This window comes from Vibrio breoganii (assembly GCF_001677275.1).
GTDB classification, from domain to species: domain Bacteria; phylum Pseudomonadota; class Gammaproteobacteria; order Enterobacterales; family Vibrionaceae; genus Vibrio; species Vibrio breoganii.
This window is the reverse complement of sequence record NZ_CP016178.1, coordinates 1,304,648-1,326,783: the sequence shown is the minus strand read 5'-3', so window position 1 is coordinate 1,326,783 and position 22,136 is coordinate 1,304,648. Positions and strand designations below refer to the sequence as shown.

Annotated in this window: 18 protein-coding genes; 12 read left to right on the top strand and 6 right to left on the bottom strand. The window is 47.2% G+C overall.

Features of this window, described 5'->3' with window-relative positions; genetic code table 11:
- From A6E01_RS18770 to A6E01_RS18760, 3 genes are read left to right on the top strand one after another with little or no spacing between them, the layout of a single operon-like run.
- Window positions 1-1,140 carry an ABC transporter permease gene (locus tag A6E01_RS18770; protein ID WP_065211001.1) on the top strand — a complete coding sequence of 380 codons (1,140 nt, stop codon included), beginning with the start codon at window positions 1-3 and terminating at the stop codon, window positions 1,138-1,140.
- The gene (locus A6E01_RS18765) at window positions 1,137-2,258 is read left to right on the top strand and encodes an ABC transporter permease (protein WP_065211000.1); all 1,122 of its coding nucleotides are present in this window, start codon (window positions 1,137-1,139) and stop codon (window positions 2,256-2,258) included. Before A6E01_RS18770 ends, A6E01_RS18765 begins: the two co-directional genes overlap by 4 nt.
- Window positions 2,259-2,293: 35 nt before the next feature.
- The gene (locus A6E01_RS18760; protein ID WP_065210999.1) at window positions 2,294-2,911 is read left to right on the top strand and encodes a hypothetical protein; all 618 of its coding nucleotides are present in this window, start codon (window positions 2,294-2,296) and stop codon (window positions 2,909-2,911) included.
- Window positions 2,912-2,942: 31 nt separating this feature from the next.
- Here the strand turns inward: A6E01_RS18760 and A6E01_RS18755 are convergent, their stop codons facing one another.
- From A6E01_RS18755 to A6E01_RS18745, 3 genes are read right to left on the bottom strand one after another with little or no spacing between them, the layout of a single operon-like run.
- Window positions 2,943-4,028 (bottom strand): lipocalin-like domain-containing protein, encoded by a 1,086-nt coding sequence (locus tag A6E01_RS18755; RefSeq protein ID WP_065210998.1) that lies wholly within the window; start codon window positions 4,026-4,028, stop codon window positions 2,943-2,945.
- The gene (locus A6E01_RS18750) at window positions 4,028-6,499 is read right to left on the bottom strand and encodes an ABC transporter permease (RefSeq protein WP_065210997.1); all 2,472 of its coding nucleotides are present in this window, start codon (window positions 6,497-6,499) and stop codon (window positions 4,028-4,030) included. Before A6E01_RS18750 ends, A6E01_RS18755 begins: the two co-directional genes overlap by 1 nt.
- Entirely contained in the window at window positions 6,486-7,160 is a 675-nt protein-coding gene (locus A6E01_RS18745; protein WP_065210996.1) for an ABC transporter ATP-binding protein, read from the bottom strand. The genes A6E01_RS18750 and A6E01_RS18745 overlap by 14 nt, the downstream gene beginning before the upstream one ends.
- A gap of 202 nt (window positions 7,161-7,362) precedes the next feature.
- Here A6E01_RS18745 and A6E01_RS18740 point away from each other — a divergent pair, with 202 nt between their 5' ends.
- Window positions 7,363-7,776, top strand: coding sequence for a DUF3429 domain-containing protein (locus A6E01_RS18740; RefSeq protein ID WP_065210995.1), 414 nt, complete (start codon window positions 7,363-7,365; stop codon window positions 7,774-7,776).
- Here A6E01_RS18740 and napH read toward each other — a convergent pair.
- From napH to A6E01_RS18725, 3 genes are all read right to left on the bottom strand, one after another.
- Window positions 7,740-8,621 (bottom strand): quinol dehydrogenase ferredoxin subunit NapH, encoded by an 882-nt coding sequence (napH, locus tag A6E01_RS18735; protein ID WP_065210994.1) that lies wholly within the window; start codon window positions 8,619-8,621, stop codon window positions 7,740-7,742. The genes A6E01_RS18740 and napH overlap by 37 nt on opposite strands.
- The gene (gene napG, locus A6E01_RS18730) at window positions 8,621-9,355 is read right to left on the bottom strand and encodes a ferredoxin-type protein NapG (RefSeq protein WP_065210993.1); all 735 of its coding nucleotides are present in this window, start codon (window positions 9,353-9,355) and stop codon (window positions 8,621-8,623) included. The genes napH and napG overlap by 1 nt, the downstream gene beginning before the upstream one ends.
- 229 nt (window positions 9,356-9,584) lie before the next feature.
- Entirely contained in the window at window positions 9,585-10,640 is a 1,056-nt protein-coding gene (locus tag A6E01_RS18725; protein WP_065210992.1) for a LacI family DNA-binding transcriptional regulator, read from the bottom strand.
- 196 nt (window positions 10,641-10,836) lie between these two features.
- Between A6E01_RS18725 and A6E01_RS18720 the strand changes: the two genes are divergently transcribed.
- The 8 genes from A6E01_RS18720 to A6E01_RS18685 all read left to right on the top strand — a co-directional run bounded on the left by A6E01_RS18720 (window position 10,837) and on the right by A6E01_RS18685 (window position 22,071).
- Complete coding sequence (locus A6E01_RS18720; RefSeq protein WP_065210991.1) at window positions 10,837-12,015, top strand: glycoside hydrolase family protein; 1,179 nt, start codon at window positions 10,837-10,839, stop codon at window positions 12,013-12,015.
- Between the two features lie 12 nt (window positions 12,016-12,027).
- The gene (locus A6E01_RS18715; protein WP_065210990.1) at window positions 12,028-13,776 is read left to right on the top strand and encodes a DUF2264 domain-containing protein; all 1,749 of its coding nucleotides are present in this window, start codon (window positions 12,028-12,030) and stop codon (window positions 13,774-13,776) included.
- Between the two features lie 28 nt (window positions 13,777-13,804).
- Window positions 13,805-15,454: an ABC transporter substrate-binding protein gene (locus tag A6E01_RS18710; protein WP_065210989.1), complete on the top strand. Its 1,650-nt coding sequence runs from the start codon at window positions 13,805-13,807 to the stop codon at window positions 15,452-15,454.
- Window positions 15,455-15,536: 82 nt separating this feature from the next.
- Entirely contained in the window at window positions 15,537-16,526 is a 990-nt protein-coding gene (locus tag A6E01_RS18705; RefSeq protein WP_017030200.1) for an ABC transporter permease, read from the top strand.
- 18 nt (window positions 16,527-16,544) lie between these two features.
- Window positions 16,545-17,477 carry an ABC transporter permease gene (locus tag A6E01_RS18700; RefSeq protein WP_017030199.1) on the top strand — a complete coding sequence of 311 codons (933 nt, stop codon included), beginning with the start codon at window positions 16,545-16,547 and terminating at the stop codon, window positions 17,475-17,477.
- On the top strand, window positions 17,477-18,478 hold the full coding sequence (locus A6E01_RS18695; protein ID WP_065210988.1) for an ABC transporter ATP-binding protein: 1,002 nt from the start codon (window positions 17,477-17,479) through the stop codon (window positions 18,476-18,478). The genes A6E01_RS18700 and A6E01_RS18695 overlap by 1 nt, the downstream gene beginning before the upstream one ends.
- Complete coding sequence (locus A6E01_RS18690) at window positions 18,479-19,504, top strand: ABC transporter ATP-binding protein (RefSeq protein WP_017030197.1); 1,026 nt, start codon at window positions 18,479-18,481, stop codon at window positions 19,502-19,504.
- Between the two features lie 20 nt (window positions 19,505-19,524).
- On the top strand, window positions 19,525-22,071 hold the full coding sequence (locus A6E01_RS18685) for a glycoside hydrolase family 3 protein (protein ID WP_065210987.1): 2,547 nt from the start codon (window positions 19,525-19,527) through the stop codon (window positions 22,069-22,071).
- The last annotated feature ends 65 nt before the right edge of the window (window positions 22,072-22,136 follow it).

Here is a 22,136-nt window from a genome sequence, read left to right as displayed (position 1 = left end):
ATGCTTGGTTTTATTGCCACTGAGTGGCAGCGCCTGCGCCGAGATAAATGGCTATTCGCCTCCATCACATGGGTGCCGGTGCTGGTGGCCATTAGTGTGTGGTGGATATTCTCGCAGGGCATAGCGCGCTCACTGCCGATTGCTATTGTTGACCATCAGCAAAGCTTGATTTCACAGCAGTTAGTTCGCTACCTAGATGCCAGTGATACCTTGAAGGTTAGTACTCACTTTCAAAGTGAGTACGAGGCTAAAAAGGCGTTAAGCGGCAGCGATATCTACGCCTATGTGGTTATCCCTCGTGACTTTGACCGCGATATTTACCTTTCAAATCCTCCGCAAGTCAGTGTGTTTTACAACAGTCAGTACATCTTGGTGGGTAAGTTGGTAAATTCGGCTGTGCTACGCTCGGCAGGCACCTTTGATGCGCAAATAGAGACCCTAAAGAACCTGTCAGCAGGAGGCGCTACCGTCAAGAGCGCATTGGGGAAAGCGGTCAACGTGCGCACGCAGATCACCCCATTGTTTAACCTCAATAGCAACTACGCGCAGTTTTTGGTTTCAGCGATCATTCCTGCCATCTGGCAGATTGTCATTGTGGTTGGCACCATTTTGACCTTGGCGATGCATAAGCGAGAAGGGCTATTACAGCAGTGGCCCGAGCAAGGGGTTCTTGCCTGTATGGCAAAGACTTTATCTTGCTACATACCGCTGTATTTAGCATTGGGTGTGGGTTATCTGTTGTGGTTTTATGCATGGCTAGACTGGCCAATGCAAGGGGGCTACATGGTATTGATTGCCGCGCAACTGGCCACCGTGATTGCCTGTATGCTTGTGGGTTGTGTGTTTTTCTTTATTACCTATGATGCGGCTAGAGCATTGAGCTTTGCTGGTGCATTTACCGCCCCCGGTTTTGCATTTATGGGCATTACATTTCCGGTAACGGATATGACTACTCTGGCTCAATTCTGGCGCAGCTTGTTACCCATAAGCCACTACATAGAGGCTCAAATAAGCCAAGTTTCCTACGGCGCGTCAAGTATGCAAACACTCCATTATCTGGTCCCTATGCTTGGCTATCTGCTACTGATTTTTGTACTGATGAAGCTTGCACCGAAGAAGATACAAGAGGCTGAAGCATGAGTTGGCGTGAGATATTCAAGCTTGAGTTAAGAGCGATTCTAACCAACCCTGTGGTAGTACTCACTATCTTCGGAGGGGTTGTCTTCTATTCCTTCTTGTATCCGTTACCGTACGCTAAGCAAACACCCAATGAGCAACATATTACCGTTGTGAACTTGGACAAGAGCAAGGTTAGTTACGATCTAGAGCGAATGGTTGATGCCACCTCTCAGATTCATATCGTCGATAGAGCGCATACCATAAAGCATGCTAAGCAGCAGTTTTTAGACGGTGACGTAAGAGGCGTTCTCGTGATCCCTGAGCACTTCTATCGAGACCTGCTGTTGGGCAAAAGCCCCACACTCTCCTTTGCCGGTGATGCGTCTTACTTTCTCGTTTACGGCACCATAGTTGAAGGCTTAGCTAGAGCTGGAGGCACCTTAGCGGCGCAGGCAAAGGTAGCGCGTTTGGTGATGGAGGGAGAGCCTATTGAGAGCGCGGCCAAACACCATGCCTCTATAGATGTGAATATGAAACCCACCTTCAATGTCACCGGCGGATACATTAACTATGTTGTGCCGGCGGTGTTTGTATTGATACTCCAGCAGACATTGGTAATGGGCGTGGGCATAGTTGGGGCCACCATAGCTAAGCGAGAGTCATGGGCTCGATTGTTGGCTCGTGTGGTCTGCTTTACAGGATTCTACTATGTATTGAGCGCTTACTATTTTGGCTGGAGCTTTGATTACTACTCCGTATCTCGCCTTGCCAATCCATTTGAACTCTTCATGTTTGGTACGCCATTTTTGCTCTCTGCCTGCATGATAGGTCTGTTTCTTGGAATGATAGTACCTCGCAGAGAACTAGTGACGGTGTTGGTGCTAATGAGCTCAATGCCACTGGTGTTTAGCGCGGGCTTTATATGGCCACTAGAGTCGATTCCACAGCCTTTGGTTTGGGCTTCCAACCTGTTCCCAAGTACTCCTGCCATTCAAGGTTTCTTGAAGCTTAATCAGATGGGCGCTGACTTCTCTCAGGTTGTATCCCAGTATTTCATACTGTTGCTACAAGTCATTGGATGGGGGGCACTAGTGGTGTTTGCTAGAATTAGGAAGAATCACACTCAGTGTAGTGACTGACTATTTGATCATCGCATTCTAAACTAAGGAACAGTATGAAAAGTGCAATAGCGACAGGCGTGCAGGCTACGCTGGCAGTATCAATATTTTATCTAGGATACTCCATATATTCTGTCATCAACAAAGTCGACCAGGTTATTGAGCACTTTCCTGTGATGGTCACACAACTAGATGAGTTATCTGGAAAGCTAAAGATAGATGACTGGCTAGCAATCGCAGATGCAGTGAATCAGCAGCTTCCTGAGATGGTTAAAATTGCAGATCAAGCAACTAAGGCTATTGAAAGCACTAATAAAACACTAGCGTCTGTTGATGAAAAAATACCGCAGATACAGAAAGAGTTAACTCTATATCGAGAAACGGTGATTCCCAGCACTCAAAAAGAACTTCAGGCGTATAGAGAGACCGTCGTTCCCCCGTTATTAATCGAGTCTAAGCAATATCGTGAACAGACTATTCCTGCTGTCTTAGCAGAGTCGCAAGCTTTGCGTAAAGACGCTCCTGTCGTTATTGCCAGTGTAGATGAACTGCTGGATAAGAGTCAGGACCTTGGAAGGGAAGCCTCCAAGGGAGCGGTAAAAGGGGTGATACTGTCTCCTGTCGATATACTCATGGACACAGGTAAGCAAGTGGTAGGCAATGACGAGGAGTAGGCTGGTAGTATGAAGCATGAGAGGCTATTGCTTAGCGGTAGCCCGTAAGCTCCATATACCCACTACCCGAATGACTGCCCGATATACTCACAGGCCCCTCCCAATAGGGTACTGTAAGGGGCATTTTTGCCATAGGGTTGAGTGCTGATACCGATAAATCGATATGTTGTGACGGAATTTGAACGCGCCAAGTGGTTGGGTATGGGCGACCTTCTATGGTGGTTTGCTCTATGGCTTTAAGTGTTATGTCATCCTTTGAGAAAGTTTGCCCACTGCCATCTTCATGCATTAACTTCGCATGAGCATAGCTTGCCTCGCCAGTGCTTGAGTCTCTTAATTGAAAAACCACTAAGCTGGTTTCTTTGCTGAGCCTAAGTGCAAACCAATCCCAGCCTTGCTGATTATCTAAAAGAAACTGCGAACTCCACTCTCTATCTATCCAACCTTGACCAGTTACCTTACGGCGATGACCGTCAATAGTGACCTCACCTGACACCTCAATAAAGGGCTGACTGTAGTAGTAAGAGGCGACACTTCCATCGGCACTTTTTGCGCTATACCCTTGATCTCCTTGTTTTTGGTAGGGTGCTGAGCTTGTCAGCGTGAGCGAATAGCTAAACGCCTTTGACTTAGCGTTGAGCGTTGCTGGGAACAGTTCTTGAGTGGATGAGCGCCACTGCCAATCGTCGATGAATACTCGAAATGGGGTGCTTTCTACGCCAGCCAATTCAGGATGTGCCCGTGACCATTTTTCATCGGCATAGTGGAGGTTATCTGTGGTGACGGCGCTATGAGCCATATACATTTGCTGGCTGTGCCAAGCGCCATTAGCCGATTTTTCTTGTGGATCTACCGCAACACGAAACTGTGTCCACTGTATGCCAAGGGCTTTGCCTTGGTCATCGGTTAGATTGGCGGTTAAGTACCACCACTCATGTCTGAAGTCGCTGTGAGCGTTATGGTCACGAGGAAATTCAAGCGATTTTCCTTTGAGCACTGACGTGTAGCTTTGCTCGCTTTGTCCCAGCCAGTTGCCTAGGCTTTCGGGCGCTTTTTCTTCACAGCCTATAAGCAATACTGATGATAAGGTTAAGGCAAGCACAGTTAAATTCTTCATCACAGCACCTCGCTTTGTAGGCTACTGACTACGGGGCGGTTGACTAAGCGCCACAGAGGTAAAAAGGTCGCCACGATTGCCACTAAAAGGGTGATAACGCACACCGTCATAGCATCCCCCCAAGACCATAGATAGGTTAGGCTCCAACCAAAGGCGCGCAGGGTGACAATGTCGGTTAGCACGTAGCCAACAATGGCTCCCAGCGGCAGTGCAATAACGAGCGTAAATGCCACTAGCGCAGCAATCTGGCCTATCATCATAGCCATCAGGTTTCGACGTCTAACCCCTAGCGCGTAAAGCCGAGCAATGGCCGCCTTGCGCGCATCAAGCAACATATAACAGGCACTAAATAAGCCAATCACGGCAATCATCAAAGTCACCGCATTGAGTGCGCTGGTCACAGCGAATGTTCGGCTAAATATGTCTAGCGCAATAGACTTTATCTGGGCTTGGTCGTAGAGCTGGCTAGGGTGGAGCTGCAGCTGCTCTTCTAATGCTTGGTACATCGCATCTTTATCGCCATGTACTTTAACCCCTAAGCTGGTGGGGATGGGAGTAAAGCCTTGCTCAAACCACAGGGTCGGGGCAATGAGCACTTCTCCCTTAGGCGTACCATAATCGTGAAATATCGCGCCAACTCTCAGGGCATGCTTGGGAAGACTATCTAGCTTCAATGCATCACCTAAGTCTAAATCCAGCGTTACTGCCATTGGCTCACTGATAGCGGCGAGTTCGCCTGCGTAGAAGCGCTGCCAAAAGTCATCGACAGATGACTTGAATACCATGGTTTGTTCTAGTGTGGCGGTATCTTTTGTCCCTAGCGTGATTGGTACGTTTTGGGTGGTATCATCAACGTAGTACTGTTTGTACACAGTGCTGATGCCATCAAAGCTCTCTAGCCTTTTTTCGACATTACTCATCTCTCTTTGTGAGGGACTGACATAAATGTCGGCGTGCAGTCGCTGCTCTAACCACTGCTTTAACGTGTATTCAAAACTCCCGACCAAAGTGTTCATTCCTATATTGGCGGTGACCGCCAGCAGCAGTGCCATCATGGCGAGTGACAGCGGTGCTATCAGCTCTTTTAATTCAGCAAACAGATATTGAATGAGACCTGCTTGTGTGCGCTTCTCACTCCATAGTGCAAGTTGGTGAAGCGCTTTGGGCAGATAGAGGGGAATAGAGACAATAAATAGACCGAGCCAAGCCATAGTGAAGCGAAAGTGCTGGCTTAACCACAAGCCTAGTAATGCGATGATTGATAATAAGCAGCCAAGCATAAATAGCTTGGTAGCCTGGTTGTTTTCTGGCAGTTGGTAGAAACCGCCATGCGAAGAAAGGGGCTGATTTATGCGCTGCTTGAAGTGTTGAACGCAGGCGATGGACGTTGCGATTAACGTCAGTAGCAGTGCCTGAATCCACCATTGCCACAGCCAAGTTCCAGGAAGCAGTGTGGCACCATAAAGCTGTTCAAGGGTGAGAGCGATCGTTGGATGAAGCCAGTGGCTTAGTTGGATCCCAAGGATAAAGCCAACACTGGAACCAATGGCAACCAGTATGAATAATTCAGTTAATAGCCCAATCAAAACAGCAGACGCTAGAGTGCCGGACTGTCTCATCTGTACCAACAAGCGGTTGCGTTTCAGTAGACTGTATTTCACGCCGTTATAAGCGATAAATAGCCCAACCATAAAGGCGAGCAGGCTCATTGCGGTGAGATTTAAATGAAAGCTTTCTGTAAGGGCATCAAGATCGGTTTCTTGGGTGTTGATGACCCATTGCGCTTTGCCTTGAATAAGGTCTGTAATGGCGTTTGAGGTTGGCTTAAAAATGGCGATATAACTGAGCCTGGAAGGCTTATTGAGAAGTTGCTGTGCGAAGCCAATATCCATCAGCAACCGACTACCGAGTTGCCATTCATCGGGCAGCACTACGACCTCGACGCTCACATCGTCCAGTACAAGCTGTGATGAAACTCCCATTCGCTCTGCCTGTGCCTCACTCATCATCACAATGGGCTCGCCAGCTAACAGTCTTGGCAGCGGAAACGATCCATTAAACAGAGACACTTGCGTGTTATCTTGGTTGTAATGCAGCCCTGATGTGATGGCTGCAATAAGCTCACTGCCCTGCACTGTCCAACGGCGGCCTTGCTCATCTCGCACTCTCCCCTCAATTATGGGTAGGGACGCGCTAAGGCCAGATTGGCGCAGTTCGAAGTACAGTGATTCAGGGATGGTGTCTTGCCCTGACAAAGGAATAATCATGCTTTGCGCGCGTGCACTGAGCTGCTCCGTTGACTCACTGTAACTGCGCTTGGCGTTGAGATTGATGGCTTGAACTGCCACGAATAGGGTGACAGCAAGAATAATGCCCACCAAGATTGCCGTGGCTTGCAAAGGGGCTTGGCGATAGTGAGCCACAAACAGCTTCAACACTACCCATGCGTGTCTGAGTCTATTGCGATTCATGCAATTGCCCGTTGGCTAGATGAAAGCGTTGTTGCATAAATTCAGCACATTCAAGACTGTGCGTGACCAAGGCTATTGCGCAGTCGCCTTCAGAGGCGATCTCGGTGAGCAATTGCATCACCTCTAACCCTGCTTTTTGATCTAGGTTGCCTGTGGGTTCATCGGCTAATAGTAATGATGGTTTGTGAGCCAATGCTCTAGCGATAGCAACTCGTTGCTGCTGACCCCCAGAGAGTGAGGCGACGTGTCTGCTGAGCAGGGTATCGATTTCCAGTTTTGCTACCAGATGATCGCACCACGGGTTCCATTTCTGTTTGCTGAGGCTTAGCGGAAAGGCGATATTCTGCGCAACATTCAGCGGAGTGAGTAAGTTAAATTGCTGAAATACCACACCTAACTGCTGATGACGAAACAAGCTCCATTGTGGGTCGTGCCACGTTTTTGCATCGATGCCATTAAGCAAGAGGGTGCCGTCGGTTAAGGACTCAAACCCCGCGATAACATTAAGCAAGGTGCTTTTTCCACTACCACTGGCTCCAGTTAGAGCAATACTTTCTCCGCGGCTTAGAGAAAAGTCCACCGCATTCAGAACGCTGTGTGTCTCCTTGCCATCGATAAACTGCTTAGTTGCGTTTTGAAGCTGCACCAGCGGGTTGGTCATTTAATTTCCCTTTAAACAGAGCCTGTTAACTGATACCAGTTTTATCAAACAAGTGATCATTTGCCACATGGGCTGAAGACGTTTTTACACTGTAAACTGTAGTTGAGTAGGGAAGGGATGCTGACTTTCTTCTACAGATTGTGTGGGTGCACTAGACTGGTAAGTAATTGATCTATTAGCAATTGGATGCGTAACAAAAGACATGACTACTATTCTTGGCTACATGGGACTGATTCCCTTCATTTTTTTACCGCTGCTTTTTGGCTTTTCGGCAGAGGGTTCATCTTTTCATTTCTTGATGCCTTTCTTGATGTACAGCGCGGGCATTGCCCTCTTTATGGCGGGTGCTGTGTGGGGAAGATGTGTCGACGCAAAAGCGCCTGACTCTCTGCCGCTGGTGGCGTCCAACGTAATATCTCTGGTTGTTATTGGACTTGGGCTGCTTGCGTATCACAGCCCGGTTGCTCTGCTAATTGGGATAGGACTTGCGCACGGGTTTAACTTATTGTTCGAGCCAAAGCGAGAAAACCCTAGCTATCAGAAGCTGAGGGTCGTCTTAACCAGTGTTGTGTTAACTTCTCACTTGGTGATGCTGGGGCTCTTTGTGCTTACCTGAATCTGTTGTGCTCCGCGTGGTTTAAACTCAAATACCTTTGTGGGGCACACTTCAATGCAGCGACCGCAACTGATGCATTCTTGGCTCATCACTCTGCGATCCCCCTCTTTAAGAGGCTGCTTTAGTATCTCTGGCTCTGGGCAGACGTAAAAGCAATCCATACACTTGGTGCAGGCTTCTCGGTTTGTTGCCGTGATTCTCAGCGTGCTCTTGCTTCCAATCACTCCGTAAGTTGCGCCCAATGGACACAAGTGTCCACACCATCCGTGTTCCACCAGAACAAGATCCAGCAGAAACACCAATACGATGAGGATCCAGCCCGCACCCATGCCAAAAACTAATCCTCGGTGCAACGTCGCGACGGGATCTACCCACGCCCACAAGGTGGTTCCAGAAATGGCGCTGCCAATAAGAATCACCGGGATCAGCCAGTATCTAAGGCTTGATGGCCAGCGATAACTGGCTTTTAGGTTGAGTTTTCGTCTCATCCAAGCCGCCAGATCTGTCACCATATTGAGCGGGCATACCCAGGCGCAAAATACCCTTGGCGCTAGCACTGCGTAGAATACAACCACAATCGCCACACCAATAAAGGTGGTCATTTCAGGGATGTGTCCTGTGGCTAGGGTTTGCAAGACAATCAATGGATCGCTAAGTGGGATGGTATCCAAAAGTAAGCTGGATGAGAGATTTCCCTTGAGTATGCCGAGTGTTGGGCCAAGCATGAAACAGGCCATAATTGAGATTTGGCACAAACGGCGATAGATAAGGAAACGGTGTGTTTGCCACCACCCGAGTGCTTCTATTGCCTCTTTACCAGCATCTTTTGCGAGGTTTTTAGCCATTACTTGTTCTCCCGCATCTCTTTTAGGCTCGGCACGGGGATGGTTTCATCACCCTTCCAGCCCAATTTGTAGTGATGTCCTAACTCACCCTTAGCCAGTTCAGTGGGTACCACCTTGATCGCCGCTATTGGCAGCACGCAAGCTTGTTCACATTTACCACACCCGGTACACGACTCTGAATGCACTGTAGGGATCATTTTGGCGTGAATGCCCGTGCGGTTGTTTCGTTGGTACTCAAGGGTAATGGCTTCGTCGATTAACGGGCAAACGCGATAACAAACATCACAGCGTAAACCAAGATAATTGAGACAGGTTTCATGGTCGATAAGTACGGCTGTTCCCATCAAGGCATCGTCAATATTGGTTAGTGCTGGGTCAAGAGCACCCGTTGGGCAAGCAACAACACAGGGTATGTGGTCACACATTTCGCATGGGATATCCCGAGCGGTGAAATAAGGGGTACCAGAAGCAGACTTGGACATTAGGGTAGACAGCTTGAGAGTGTCGTAAGGGCAAGCTTGAACGCAAAGCCCGCATCGTACACATGCCGCCTCAAAGTCCCCTGCAGGCAGTGCTCCCGGCGGACGAATAGGCACACCAGACCCACCGGCTTGGCTTTGTCGTGATTGAATACCTAGGAGTGTCGCTACAGAAGCCACTCCAACAGCCGTGCGTGCCGCATCACGCAAAAAGCGCCTTCTACTCGGAGAAGGGCCATTTCTTGGTTTGTTCATCGTGCTACCCCAGCGGATATTCCCCCTATTAATTATGTGCCTTTATTGAGCAAATAGTGAGCTTTTAGGGTGAATAATTAAGAGGAAGTTGGCTTTTTATGATCTAGGGCTAGGGAAGGGGGAGTTAAAGCCTTGATGTAGGCGTTGAGGGCTATGAGGTTTAGAATATTGACGCCCACTCGTCTTGCTAAACGAGTGGGCTTTTTTGTGGTGGCAAAAACAGGGTTAGTTACAGAGACTTAACTGAGTCGCGAGGGAAGAGCTTAACGCCCATGTTTACCCGCTTGGCAACATTTACATTCTCATTAAACTCTTGAATAAGAAGTTGTATTGCAGCTTGCGCGGTTAGTCTGTGATCGCAGCCGATCGAACTCAACGCAGGACTGATCATCTTACCTATGGATAGGTTATCGAACCCCATTACCGACATATCATCAGGAACGGAAATTCCGCGCTTTTCTAGCTCATCAAGCAGGGAAATAGCAGTTCTATCACACAAACAAAATACCGCTGTAGCACCGTTGAAAAGCCCCTTATCTAATATCTGAGGCAATACCTTACTAGCTCCAAAGTCGGCACCGGCTTCACCGAGTTTTATACTTTTGCAGATATCAATTTGGTCGGTGTCTTGGCAGTATTGCAAGATATCAATCACAGTGACTTCTTCAGCACCATACTCATGTGCCGCTCTCTCAAAACCATAGGTTCTTTTGCGAATAGAAGGCCTTGTTTGGGCGGTCAACATAGCTACATTTTTGTGGCCATTATTAACCAGATACTTAGCTGCAAGCTCACCTCCCAATTCATAATCGAGAGAGATACTGGATATTCGCATATCCACATCAAAGCCGTTGACCATCACTACTGGGATATTTCTATCCTTGAGTGCGTTGGCAACAACGGGCAGTTCAGGGCCTAGCATTAACACACATTCTGAGCTTGATAGCTTTTCTAGTATTTGCTCATCACCCATGGAGGCATTGAGCAAGATTAGCTGAGGCTGAAGCCCCATTTGCAGAAACTGCTCTTGGAATTGATTAATCATGATGGAGTAGTACGGATCGGGAGTATCCACCAAAACCGTCGTGGCTATGGTGACAGAGCGGATCGGCACATCATATTTCACCTTGGATGCCTTTCTTAGGTATCCACTTTCTTCAATGGCAAGTTCCACCTTCTTGCGCACTTCAGGGTCAACCTTTGGGTTGTTATTAAGCACTCTTGAAATGGTGCTTCTTGATATACCTGTCATTTCAGACAAGTCAGTTATCGTCACTTTTTTCATTTTTAGTAGGTACAGAACGCTTAAGGAAAACTCATAGTAAACGTTCTTAAGAGAAATTTCACTAACTTTAGAATGCGTGAAATATTTCACACGCGTGGGATATTTAAATCTTGTGATTTTGCTCACGGCACTATCATTTCAACTAATACATAATCGCCTCAGTTGATAATTTGGCTCCTGAATAAAAAGAGTGAACATGACAAATAAAAATAATCGCTATCAGGTTCAAGAGGACATCCTAGCCTCGATTGAAAGGAACCTACCTCGTATTGGCACCCGTAACCCTATGATTGGAAATGGTGCACCCAACTTCGATTGGCACTACCCAGATGAGTACTTCTGGACAGATTCATTTTGGACAGGTCAGCTTTGGCTTGCTTACAGCTTGACTGGTGAAGAGAAGTTTAAGAACAGCGCTCGAATGAGACGTGTGCAGATGGAGAAGATCCTAGCAACCCCTATGTGGATTGACCACGATATGGGCTTCTTATATAGCCTTACTGCGGTTGCTGATTACAAACTTACAGGTTGCAGTGAAGCAAAAGCTCAGGCATTGCGTGCAGCTGAAGCTCTGCGTAATCGCTTCAATTGGAATGGTCGTTATTTACCCGCGTGGAACGCTCAACCAAACAACCCTGGTCATGCTGAATTTGTGCAAGGCAAGATCATCATTGATTGCATGCAGAACCTAGGTTTATTGCTTTGGGCTCACAAAGAAACCAGCATCGAGTCGTTTAAAGAAGTGGCGTTGCAACAGGCTGACACCACTCTTAAGTATCTTGTACGTGATGACTTTAGTACTTATCACTCGTTTAACTTCGACCCAAAGACGAACGAACCTATTGAAGGCAAAACAGTACAAGGCTTTGCTGATGAATCTTGTTGGAGCCGTGGTCATTCTTGGGCTGTGCATGGCTTTGCTCAATTGGCTGAAACCACGGGCAACTTAGAGTATGCCGATATCTCAGCGAAGCTAGCAGACTATGTGATTGAACATATTACTGATGATTACATTCCGTTGTGGGATTACTCCCTACCAACGAGCGAAACTCAATATAAAGACACATCTGCTGGCGCAGTAACTGCATCTGGTATCTATATCTTGGCTGATGTGTATAAAAAAGCCGGTCGCCTAGAAGAAGCCGCTAAATACCACGCGTTTGCTGAAAAAATGCTAACGGCGTTACGTATTCATCACGACCTAACAGAAGTTGAGCACGCTGAGGGCCTACTTTCGGGCGCTGCGTCTTTCGTCAAGATGAGGAAGGGACCAGAAACTAGTTATCTGGCTGATGGTATGTTGCCTTACGGTGATTATTACTACTTTGAGGCGGTGATGCGCTCTCTTGGTCACAACCAGTTCTTTTGGAATTAAGAGGAATTATTAATGCCGTACTATTCCCGTTTTTCTGAAAACCCAATGCAGTCTAAGCAAGATTTCCAACAGCTTGTATTAGACCTATTTGAACCAATGCTCCCTTATCTAGAAACTCAAGGAACACATCCTGATTTTGATGAAGGTGGCGCAATCTTTGATATGTCCGCCAGTGGCCTAGAGGGCATCGCACGTCCGCTATGGGGAATTATTCCAATGGTGAAAGGGGGCGGTAAGTTTGACCACTGGCCTCTTTATCACAAGATTATTTCTCAAGGTACAGACCCAGAAGACCCACAGTATTGGGGGCCTGCAAAGGGCATCAATCAACGCAGTGTTGAAATGGCCGCTTTTGGTTTACTGCTTGCCGTTCTTCCTGAGCATGGCTGGGAGCCATTATCTGTTGAAGTACAAGACAATCTAGCGACTTGGCTTGCGAATATACAAAACTGTCCAATGCCGCAAAACAACTGGCTGTTCTTCACCGTTTTGGTTCAGGCAGGTCTGCGTAAGGTAGGGCGAGCCGATTTAGTGGATATCGATGTTGAAGCTAAATACTTAAATAAACTAAAGAATTTTTATCTTGGTGATGGATGGTATGGCGATGGTGAGGTTGAAAATATTGACCACTATGGCGGCTTTGCTATCCACTTCTACAGCCTATTGTACGCAACGGTTTTAGACCATACAGACTCGGAACTTAAGCAGTTGTTTCTTGAGCGAGCAGAAGCTTACTGTGAACCCTTTTCTTACTGGTTTGCAGAAACAGGCGAGTGCTTGGCTCAAGGTCGCTCTCTAACGTACCGCTTTGCTACTTCTGGTTTCTGGGGCGCAGCGGCGGTTGCCAATGTGAAATCAATGCCAATGGGTGAGGTTAAAGGCTTATGGGCGAGACAAATTCGTCAGTGGAAAGATAAGCCAATCTTTACTGCAGACGGCCTGATGAGCCGTGGCTACGACTACCCAAACCTGAATGTATGTGAGGGCTATAACTCTCCAACGTCACCGTACTGGGCATTCAAAGCATTCTTCCCTCTGCTATTGGATGAGTCTCATGAGTTTTGGCAGTGTGAAGAACTTCCGCAAAAACTGACTAAAACAATCTACCCAATGCCGGCTGCGCGTTCTATCGCTCAGCGTATTAATGGCCACAGTATTGTGCACTTTGCAGGAAAGATTGAGCCACAGTTCCAAGTGGATAAATACAACAAATTTGCTTACTCAACCTGCTTTGGCGCGGATATTGGTGCATTGCAATACAGCAACATGCTCAGCTTTGGTGACAATATCTTGGCATTTAGCTTCGATGAGGGTGCAAATTGGCAAACGCGTCTGTTTAACCACGAAGTTGATGTTGCTAACAATGAACTCAAGGTCGAGTGGAGCAGTGGTTCAATTCGCGTAATTACGAAGATCGAAGTTTTGGAAAATGGCGAGTCTATTCGTCACCACGACTTTGAGCTCGATAGCCCTGCATGGGTTGTTGAAACCGGTTTCGCAGTGAGCAACTGGTACCAAGAGCGTGAAACCTTGCAAGAGACTTCAGGTGTGAATGCTAAGGTCGAATTACGAGGCACAAATGGTACGTCTCTAATCGCCAGCGAAGACAGTCACCAAAAGGATGCAAGGCAATGTTGCAGGATACACAGCAACCTTGTTTCACCACGTACACATGTCCCATATTTGCTTACAAAACTGAATGCAGGGCAACATCGCATTTCGAGCAAATTCTGGGTGTCCCCAAAAAATAATAATGAATAATAACGCGCTAAAATAGAAGGCCTACAAAATGAAAAAGACTCTGATTGGTTTAGCACTTGCCTCTATGTCCCTCTCTGTGGCTGTAAATGCTAAAGACACTGACACTCCGAACCTGAAAATTCTGAGTGAATCTACAACTGCATGGACGCACAATTTTAACCCTTGGCTGGGCGGTTTATCCTCGGCTGAGTTTGCTTACGAACCATTGTTCATCTTTAACCTATTGGATGACACTAAAGAGTACCCATGGCTAGCAACCGGCTATGAGGTTAGCGAAGACCTTAAGGTACTAACTGTAACTCTGCGTGAGGGTGTGACTTGGTCTGATGGCGAACCGTTCTCTGCAAAAGATGTACTGTTTACCTTCAATTACACTCGTGAAAACCCAGGCATTGACGTAACGGGCCTGAGCTCTTCAGTAGAGAAGGTTGAGCTAGTAAACGATCACGAGATCAAGATTTATCTGGCCGAAGCTAATGCGTTCTCTCAGTACGATATCTTAATGACAAAGATCGTTCCTGAACATATCTGGAAGGACATCGAAAACCCATCTCAGCAAGTGGTTAGAAACCCTGTGGGTACTGGGCCGTTCACCGAAGTAAAACGATTTACTCCGCAGGTGTATATCCAGTGTCAAAATGAACATTACTGGAATGAAGAGCTAGCGGTGAAATGCCTAGAGTTCCCTCAATACTCTTCAAGTGACGCTGCACTTGAGATGATGGCAAAGGGTGAAACAGACTGGAATGGCATCTTTGTACCTGACATTGAACGCTTGTTTGTGAACGCAGCTGAGGGTAACAAATACTGGTTCCCATCGGGTGATGGTGTGCGCATCACCATGAACTTCCAAACCAAAAATGAAGGTGCAAAAAAAGCGTTTAACGACGTGAATTTTAGAAAGGCCTTTAACTTGGCAATGGACCGAGAAGCGATGAAGGAGCTAGGCGCTTACGGTTATGTAGAACTAGGCAACTCAGCGTCTAACCTGCCGAGTTCACTAGAGAGTTGGCGTGATGCAGAGGCCGATAAGACCTGGGCTAAGTATACCGATTATAACATTGTTGAAGCGAAGAAATATCTAGCGGATTCTGGCTACAAAGATGTGACGGGTAATGGCTTTGTTGAAAACCCAGACGGCTCAGAGCTGCGTTTCTTGATGCAAGTACCAAGTGGTTGGTCTGCAATGGTGAACAACGCCATGATTGCTATCGATGGACTGCGTGAAGCGGGCATAAACGCGAACTTAATCACTCCAGAAGTGCAGGCTTATAGCCAAAACTGGCGCGGTGGAAACTTTGATGTGACCTTTGGTGGAGGCAGTATCGCTTCTTCAGGTTGGAAGTTCTACGACTACACCATGCACTCTCGCTTTGCTAAGAGCGGACAATGGTGGTCCTCAACAATGACCAACTACGAAAACGCTGAATTGGACTCATGGATCGAGGAGCTGAGCACTACCATTGACCCTGAAAAGCAGCGTGAGATTTCCTCGCATATTGAGCGCATCTACGCTGAAAACGCGATTCAGGTACCGCTTTACTACAACGCGATCTGGTATTCGTACAACGATTCTCGCTTTACAGGCTTCTTTAATGCTGAGAACCCAGTTGCACACCCAGCGCCATTTGAATCAAACAAGCTTCTTCATGTTATGCACATTAAACCAAGAACTTAGTGGTTTGACTGTTTAACCCTATTGAAGGTGGGAATACCCACAGTGGTATTCCCCATATTGAAACTGATGTATTGAGGTTCAAATGAAATTTATTCTTAGCCGACTTGGCTTTTATCTACTGGCGTTTTTAGCGGCAGTGACCATTAACTTCTTCTTGCCGAGGCTTATGCCAGGCGACCCTATCCAATCGTTCCTTGCGCGATTGGCTCAGAACGGCGGTCAGATTAGTGCAGAAACTATCGCGTCGCTCGAGGTGCTTTATGGCTACTCAACCAACACTCCATTGTTCGAGCAGTTCATCACTTATGTTGGCTCGATCCTAACGGGTGAGTGGGGAACATCGACTCGCTTCTTCCAACCAGTGTTTGAAGTGCTGGGTCGCGGCATGCTTTGGACTCTACTACTTGTTGGTTGTTACCTACTTGTCTCTTACACCATCACGACTTTGCTGGGTATTTACGTAGCGTGGAAACGTGGTACATGGACTGACTCAGTCATTACGGTTAGCTCAGTGGTTGTTTCATCTGTGCCTGCAGTGGTAATGGCGCTTGGTATGTACTTCCTATTTGCCTCAAACCTAGGTTGGTTCCCAACAGGGTATGCCTACAACCCTTCTATTGACGCAGGTTGGAGCTTTGAGTTTGTTGGCAGTGTGGCTTACCACTTGGTTCTACCGCTGTTGTGTATGGTTGCTCTGGGTATGGGTAACGTGATGGGCATGCGCTCAAACATGATTAACCAATTGGGTGAAGACTTCATCGTGATGGGGTGGGCCAAGGGTGTGAAAGACAAAAAAGTGATGATGCAATACGGCGCTCGCAATGCGGTTCTGCCGATGATCACCACCTTTGCAATGTCAGTGGGCGCAATCTTTGGCGGCTCGTTGATTATCGAAATCATCTTTAACTATCCAGGCCTAGGCCAAGTAATGTTCCAAGCCATGCTGGCGCGTGATTACCCACTGATTCAGGGTTACCTACTGATTATGACAGTGATGGTACTAGGAGCGAACTTCGTAGCTGACTGCTTACTGTTCGTATTAGACCCACGCCTACGTACTCAATTGGATTAAGAGAAGAGATTCATCACTATGAAAACGCTTAAATTAATTAAACAGTTTTTCCTCGATAACCCAAAAGCGGCTATCGGTATATTCATCGTAGCTACGGTTTGCTTGATGTGTCTGTTTGCACCATTGCTGACCCAGTTCGACCCGACAGGGCGTGTAGCGAGACCACACCAAGCGCCAAACCTAGATAACCTGCTTGGAACGACCCGAATGGGACGTGATGTTTGGGCTCAGCTACTCTACGGCGGCCGAATCTCACTGATGGTGGGCTTTGCAGCAGGCACCTTTGTGATTGTGATGGCAATGATTGTTGGTATTGCATCAGGCTACTTTGGCGGCATTGTTGATAACGTTCTGTCTTTCATTACTAACCTGGTCATGGTAATTCCGAGCCTACCGCTAATGCTAGTGTTGGCGTCGTTCCTAGACCAAGTATCGCCACTGGTTATTGCCGTTATTATCGGCGCGACATCGTGGCCATGGGGAGCAAGGGTGTTGCGTTCGCAAACTCTGGCTATCAGAAACAGAGACTTCGTTCATGCAGCTGAAGTTATGGGTGAGAGCAAAAAGCGTATGTTGTTTGCTGAGATCATGCCGAACATGATGTCGATTCTAGCCTCGTGCTTCATTGGTACGGTTATCTACGCCATCATGACTCAGGCAACGCTAGAGTTCATCGGCTTAGGTGACCCATTGACGGTGACTTGGGGTGGCATGCTGTACAACGCAGAGCAAACATCAGCGATTCGTATTGGAGCATGGTGGGAGATTGCAGCACCAAGTATAGCTCTTGCTTCTGTAGCCATTGGCTTAGCGCTAATCAACTTCTCTATTGATGAGATTTCAAACCCGAAACTGAAAGCACAACGCATCATGGCGCGCTTCCGTCGCGAAGAGAAGAAAGCGGCAAAGTTGGCAAAAGCTGAAAAAATGAAGACTGTGGAGCAGGCGTAATGAAAAAGTTAGTTGAAGTAAAAAACTTGTCTGTAGATTACATCACCTTTGATGGCCGCGTTCGCGCGGTCAACGATGTCAGCTTTCACATTGGTGAGGGCGAGATCCTTGGATTAGCCGGTGAGTCTGGTTGTGGTAAATCCACCATCGCCTATTCACTAATGCGTCTGCACCGTCCGCCAGCAATGATCTCAGAAGGTGAAATCTTGTTTGATGGCAATGATGTACTAAAGATGGATGAAGAAGAGCTGCGTAACTTCCGCTGGAAAGATACCTCAATGGTATTTCAAAGTGCGATGAACTGTCTAAACCCAGTAAAGACCATCGAATACCAATTCCATGACATCTTTGATGCGCATGGCCTAGTAGAAAGCCGTGAAGAGTCTATTGAGAAGGCAAAAGAGTTGCTGCGTATTGTCGATATTCCGACCGAGCGTCTGTTCGATTACCCGCACCAGTTCTCTGGTGGTATGCGCCAGCGTGTGGTGATTGCAATGGCGCTAGCGCTAAAGCCGAAGCTATTGATCATGGATGAGCCGACTACGGCATTGGATGTGGTTGTTCAGCGCGAGATCTTACAAAAAGTCCACCAACTCAAAGAAGAGTTTGGCTTCTCTATCTTGTTTATCACTCACGACCTGAGCTTGATGGTTGAGCTGTGTGACCGCATCGGCATCATGTACTCAGGGCAGCTGGTGGAGCTTGCTCCGTCAAAAGAGATCCTGAGTAAGCCTAAGCACCCATACGCTTTTGGTTTAGGAGACTCTTTCCCTACTTTGCATGGTGAGCTTCAGGAAATGAAGGGCATCCCAGGTACTCCGTTAGATCTGAAAAATGTACCAGCCGGTTGTCGCTTTAGCCCACGCTGCTTCAAGGCGACGGAAACTTGTAGAACGACGCCACCAAGATTGCTAGGCGCTGGCGAGAATCGTTGGGTTTCATGCCACCATCCGTTGCCTATAGAAGGCGAGAAGATTGAGATTGTTGAGGAGGCGGTATAAATGAACGCTATCAATCCAGAAATTAATAAGTCGTTGGATGAAGCTCATCCAGTGGTTCTTGAGGCTAAGAACCTTACTATCGATTTTCGCAAAAAGGGCGGGTCTTTCTTTGGGCCTAAGCAATACCTTCGCGCTCTAAATGGACTGGACTTCAAGCTTCGTGAAGGACGTTGTCTAGCGGTGGTGGGAGAGTCTGGTTGCGGTAAGAGTACCAGTGCCAAGATTGCGACCAAGATTCACAATGCGACAGAAGGAGGTATCTACTTCCACGGCCAAAACATTGATGAAATCACCGATGCTGAGCAGTTAGATGCGTATCGCCGCGACGTACAAATGGTATTCCAAGACCCGTTCAGCTCTTTGAATCCACTGCATACTATTCGCTATCACTTAACGCGTCCTTTGAAGATCTATCATGATCTTCAGCCAGGGCAGGAGATGGAAGAACGCCTTGTTTCTATCCTTGAGCAAGTGGGCTTAACGCCGGCGAAAGAGGTTCTAGATAAGTTCCCGCACCAGTTATCTGGCGGTCAGCGTCAGCGTGTGTTTTTGGCTAAAACACTGGCTATTGGTGCCAAGGTAATTCTAGCCGATGAGCCGACATCGATGTTGGATGTGTCAATCCGTATTGGTGTACTTAACCTAATGAACAAGATGAAACATGAAATGGGCAAGGCCTTCATGTACATCACTCATGATATCGCGACAGCGCGTTACTTCGCCGAAGATACGGTTGTGCTCTATTGCGGTCATATGGTGGAGTGGGGTTCTACGGAAGATATTACGCAGAACCCGCAGCACCCTTATACACAGCTGCTACTGGCAGCAGTGCCTGATCCTAGTCGTAGTATTCATGAGAAGCTCCCGACGCATCGCTCAATGGAGACGCCAATGTGGTCACCGGAGAAGAAGGGATGCCCTTACGCCGCTCGCTGTCCACAAGCTAAAGCTGAGTGCAGTGAGTACTTACCAGATGCGGTGGAGGTGGCACCAGGTCATTTCACTCGTTGTCATTTATTTGTGTAGTTAAGGCAGATTGGTAGCTGATGAACACTTTGAAGACACCTTACTTCTCAGACTGGCCGAAGATAGATTCGGCCATTGCCAAAGACCCTGCGATGGAAGCGACTATTGCTGACATAGTTGCGCAGATGACGCTAGAGGAAAAGATCGGGCAGATGGTTCAACCCAACTTGCGCGGTGTGACCCCACAGCAGGCAAAAGAGTACAAGCTGGGCTCAATACTCAATGGCGGCGGTGCATGGCCGAACGAGAATAAGTACTCTTCAGCGCAAGAGTGGGCGGATAAAGCCGATGAGTTTTGGCTAGCCATAGAAGAGGCGTTTGCTGACCGTCCATTTCGCATTCCTTTTATGTGGGCAACGGATGCCGTGCACGGCCATAACAATGTGTTTGGCGCGACGGTATTTCCCCACAATATCGGTCTAGGTTGCGCTCGCGATCCTGATTTGATTGAAAAGATAGGTGAAATCACGGCTATCGAGGTTGCGGCTACAGGCTTAGATTGGACGTTTGCCCCAACGGTTGCCACACCTCGCGATTTGCGATGGGGCAGGGTGTATGAGGGATACTCGGAAGACCCTGAAATCACTTATGCGTACGCTGGGCGCATGGTTAAGGGTCTACAAGGCAATGCAACGGAGCTGAAAAGTGACTACAAGGTGTTGTCAAATGTGAAGCACTGGGTCGGAGACGGAGGCACGCAATTTGGTGTAGACCGTGGCATCAACGACTACAGTGAAGACCTACTGCGAAATATCCATGCTATGGGCTATTTCAGCGGCTTGGAAGCCGGTGCTCAAGTGGTGATGTCTTCATTTAATACGTGGAGCAAGGAGAGCAACTACGATCATGCTCCTGAGTCTGGCCCAGAGTACAACTACAAGATACACGGTAGTAAGTATTTGCTTACCGACGTGCTAAAGCAAAAAATGGCGTTTGATGGGGTGGTCGTTACCGATTGGCACGGTCACTCTGAAGTCAGCAAGTGCAGTGACAGTAATGCGACATACGCTATCAATGCGGGCAACGATGTACTGATGGTTCCTGAAGAGGAGCACTGGATCGATCTTTACCATCAAACGGTCAGCGATGTTAAAAATGGCACCATTGCACTGTCGCGAATTGATGATGCCGTTACACGTATTCTGCGCATAAAAATGCGTGCAGGTTTATGGAATAAATCTCAACCTAGTGAGCGCTTACTTGCTGGAAAGCAGTCGTTGATTGGTGCTTCTGAACATCGAGAAGTGGCTCGTGAAGCGGTAAGAAAATCTCTGGTACTGCTTAAGAACAAAAATCAGCTACTGCCCCTAAAGCGCGACCAAAAAGTGCTACTGACAGGCAGTGCAGCAGATGATCTTAACAAGCAGTCAGGTGGGTGGAACCTCACTTGGCAGGGAGATGAAAACCAGCTTTCTGATTTTCCTGGCGCAACTACACTGCGCATGGCATTAGAAGCGGAGCTGAACTCTGATTGCGTTACCTTTGACCCATATCTAGAGACTGATTTATCTCAACAGCAAGTGGCTATCGTGGCGTTTGGTGAGGACCCTTATGCTGAGATGATGGGAGATATCAAAGAATGGCAATCACTAGAGTTTGCCACCCTAAAACGTAAGTATCGTGCCGATTGTGAGCTTGTCGACAAGCTCCATAAGGCAGGGGTAAAGGTGATTTCTGTCTTCTATAGTGGCAGACCTTTGTATCTCAATAGTGAAATTGCTAAATCTGATGCCTTTGTTGCGGCGTTTCTGCCTGGAAGTGAAGGGTTGGGAATGACGGATGTGTTGCTTAGGGATGAGCATGGCGAAGTGAACTATGACTTCCAAGGAACGCTTTCTTTTAGTTGGCCTAACCACAGAAATAGCGCTCGTGTTAGCAAACTGGCGAGCCATATTCCTAATTATCAGGTACCCGCTAATGAGCAAGATCCACAAGGAGAGCATAAGCCGCTATTTAGCTACGGCTATGGACTAAATTACTCTAATAACTTACAGAGCACCGACTTAGATAACTTGTCTGTTGATGCGTTAGCGAGCGATGAAGTCAGCAAGCAGCAGTCTATGCATATCTATGGTGTTCGCTCTACCATTGGCGACTTTCAGTTGATGGGATCATTGCAAGGAGAAGATAATGGCTTTGAAATCTCTCGCAATAACCCAATGCAGTTCAATGGTTTTAGCACTAGACCTTATAACTACATGCAACAGCAAGATGCAATGGAAGTACAGTTTCAGGGTAAAACTGCCAATGTCTATGTTATGGCAACAGGCGGGGCGAAAGAGTCTCTTTCTCAATATATTGAGAATGGGTCATTAACCTTTGATATCAAAATAAAGAATATACCTACTGAACCAGTATTGGTTTCTGTGCAATGCGGAGACTCAGATATTGATAGAGAAGTAGATATAAGTGGTCAATTAAAAAATATAGATAGCTTTGTTGAAATTAGTATTCCTGCGAAAGAAATAGTATTAAATGATAATTGTGAATTTGATCGGTTATTTAATATATCAACTGGTGGGAATCTTGAAGCTGTTTTGGCAAATATAAGGTGGCGTAACAACTAAAAAAATCTCTGAATATAAAAACCTCAAAAATATAATAATAAAATAAATAACCAAAGCCTTGAATA

What these genes read in the sequence shown, in the direction of transcription:
- A6E01_RS18725 (WP_065210992.1), bottom strand. Translation starts at nt 10,640, where the DNA reads ATGAAAAAAGTGACGATAACTGACTTGTCTGAAATGACAGGTATATCA.
- A6E01_RS18740 (WP_065210995.1), top strand. Translation starts at nt 7,363, where the DNA reads ATGACTACTATTCTTGGCTACATGGGACTGATTCCCTTCATTTTTTTA.
- A6E01_RS18700 (WP_017030199.1), top strand. Translation starts at nt 16,545, where the DNA reads ATGAAAACGCTTAAATTAATTAAACAGTTTTTCCTCGATAACCCAAAA.
- A6E01_RS18715 (WP_065210990.1), top strand. Translation starts at nt 12,028, where the DNA reads ATGCCGTACTATTCCCGTTTTTCTGAAAACCCAATGCAGTCTAAGCAA.
- A6E01_RS18705 (WP_017030200.1), top strand. Translation starts at nt 15,537, where the DNA reads ATGAAATTTATTCTTAGCCGACTTGGCTTTTATCTACTGGCGTTTTTA.
- A6E01_RS18690 (WP_017030197.1), top strand. Translation starts at nt 18,479, where the DNA reads ATGAACGCTATCAATCCAGAAATTAATAAGTCGTTGGATGAAGCTCAT.
- A6E01_RS18695 (WP_065210988.1), top strand. Translation starts at nt 17,477, where the DNA reads ATGAAAAAGTTAGTTGAAGTAAAAAACTTGTCTGTAGATTACATCACC.
- A6E01_RS18750 (WP_065210997.1), bottom strand. Translation starts at nt 6,499, where the DNA reads ATGAATCGCAATAGACTCAGACACGCATGGGTAGTGTTGAAGCTGTTT.
- A6E01_RS18685 (WP_065210987.1), top strand. Translation starts at nt 19,525, where the DNA reads ATGAACACTTTGAAGACACCTTACTTCTCAGACTGGCCGAAGATAGAT.
- A6E01_RS18720 (WP_065210991.1), top strand. Translation starts at nt 10,837, where the DNA reads ATGACAAATAAAAATAATCGCTATCAGGTTCAAGAGGACATCCTAGCC.
- A6E01_RS18765 (WP_065211000.1), top strand. Translation starts at nt 1,137, where the DNA reads ATGAGTTGGCGTGAGATATTCAAGCTTGAGTTAAGAGCGATTCTAACC.
- A6E01_RS18770 (WP_065211001.1), top strand. Translation starts at nt 1, where the DNA reads ATGCTTGGTTTTATTGCCACTGAGTGGCAGCGCCTGCGCCGAGATAAA.
- A6E01_RS18760 (WP_065210999.1), top strand. Translation starts at nt 2,294, where the DNA reads ATGAAAAGTGCAATAGCGACAGGCGTGCAGGCTACGCTGGCAGTATCA.
- A6E01_RS18745 (WP_065210996.1), bottom strand. Translation starts at nt 7,160, where the DNA reads ATGACCAACCCGCTGGTGCAGCTTCAAAACGCAACTAAGCAGTTTATC.
- A6E01_RS18710 (WP_065210989.1), top strand. Translation starts at nt 13,805, where the DNA reads ATGAAAAAGACTCTGATTGGTTTAGCACTTGCCTCTATGTCCCTCTCT.
- A6E01_RS18755 (WP_065210998.1), bottom strand. Translation starts at nt 4,028, where the DNA reads ATGAAGAATTTAACTGTGCTTGCCTTAACCTTATCATCAGTATTGCTT.
- napH (WP_065210994.1), bottom strand. Translation starts at nt 8,621, where the DNA reads ATGGCTAAAAACCTCGCAAAAGATGCTGGTAAAGAGGCAATAGAAGCA.
- napG (WP_065210993.1), bottom strand. Translation starts at nt 9,355, where the DNA reads ATGAACAAACCAAGAAATGGCCCTTCTCCGAGTAGAAGGCGCTTTTTG.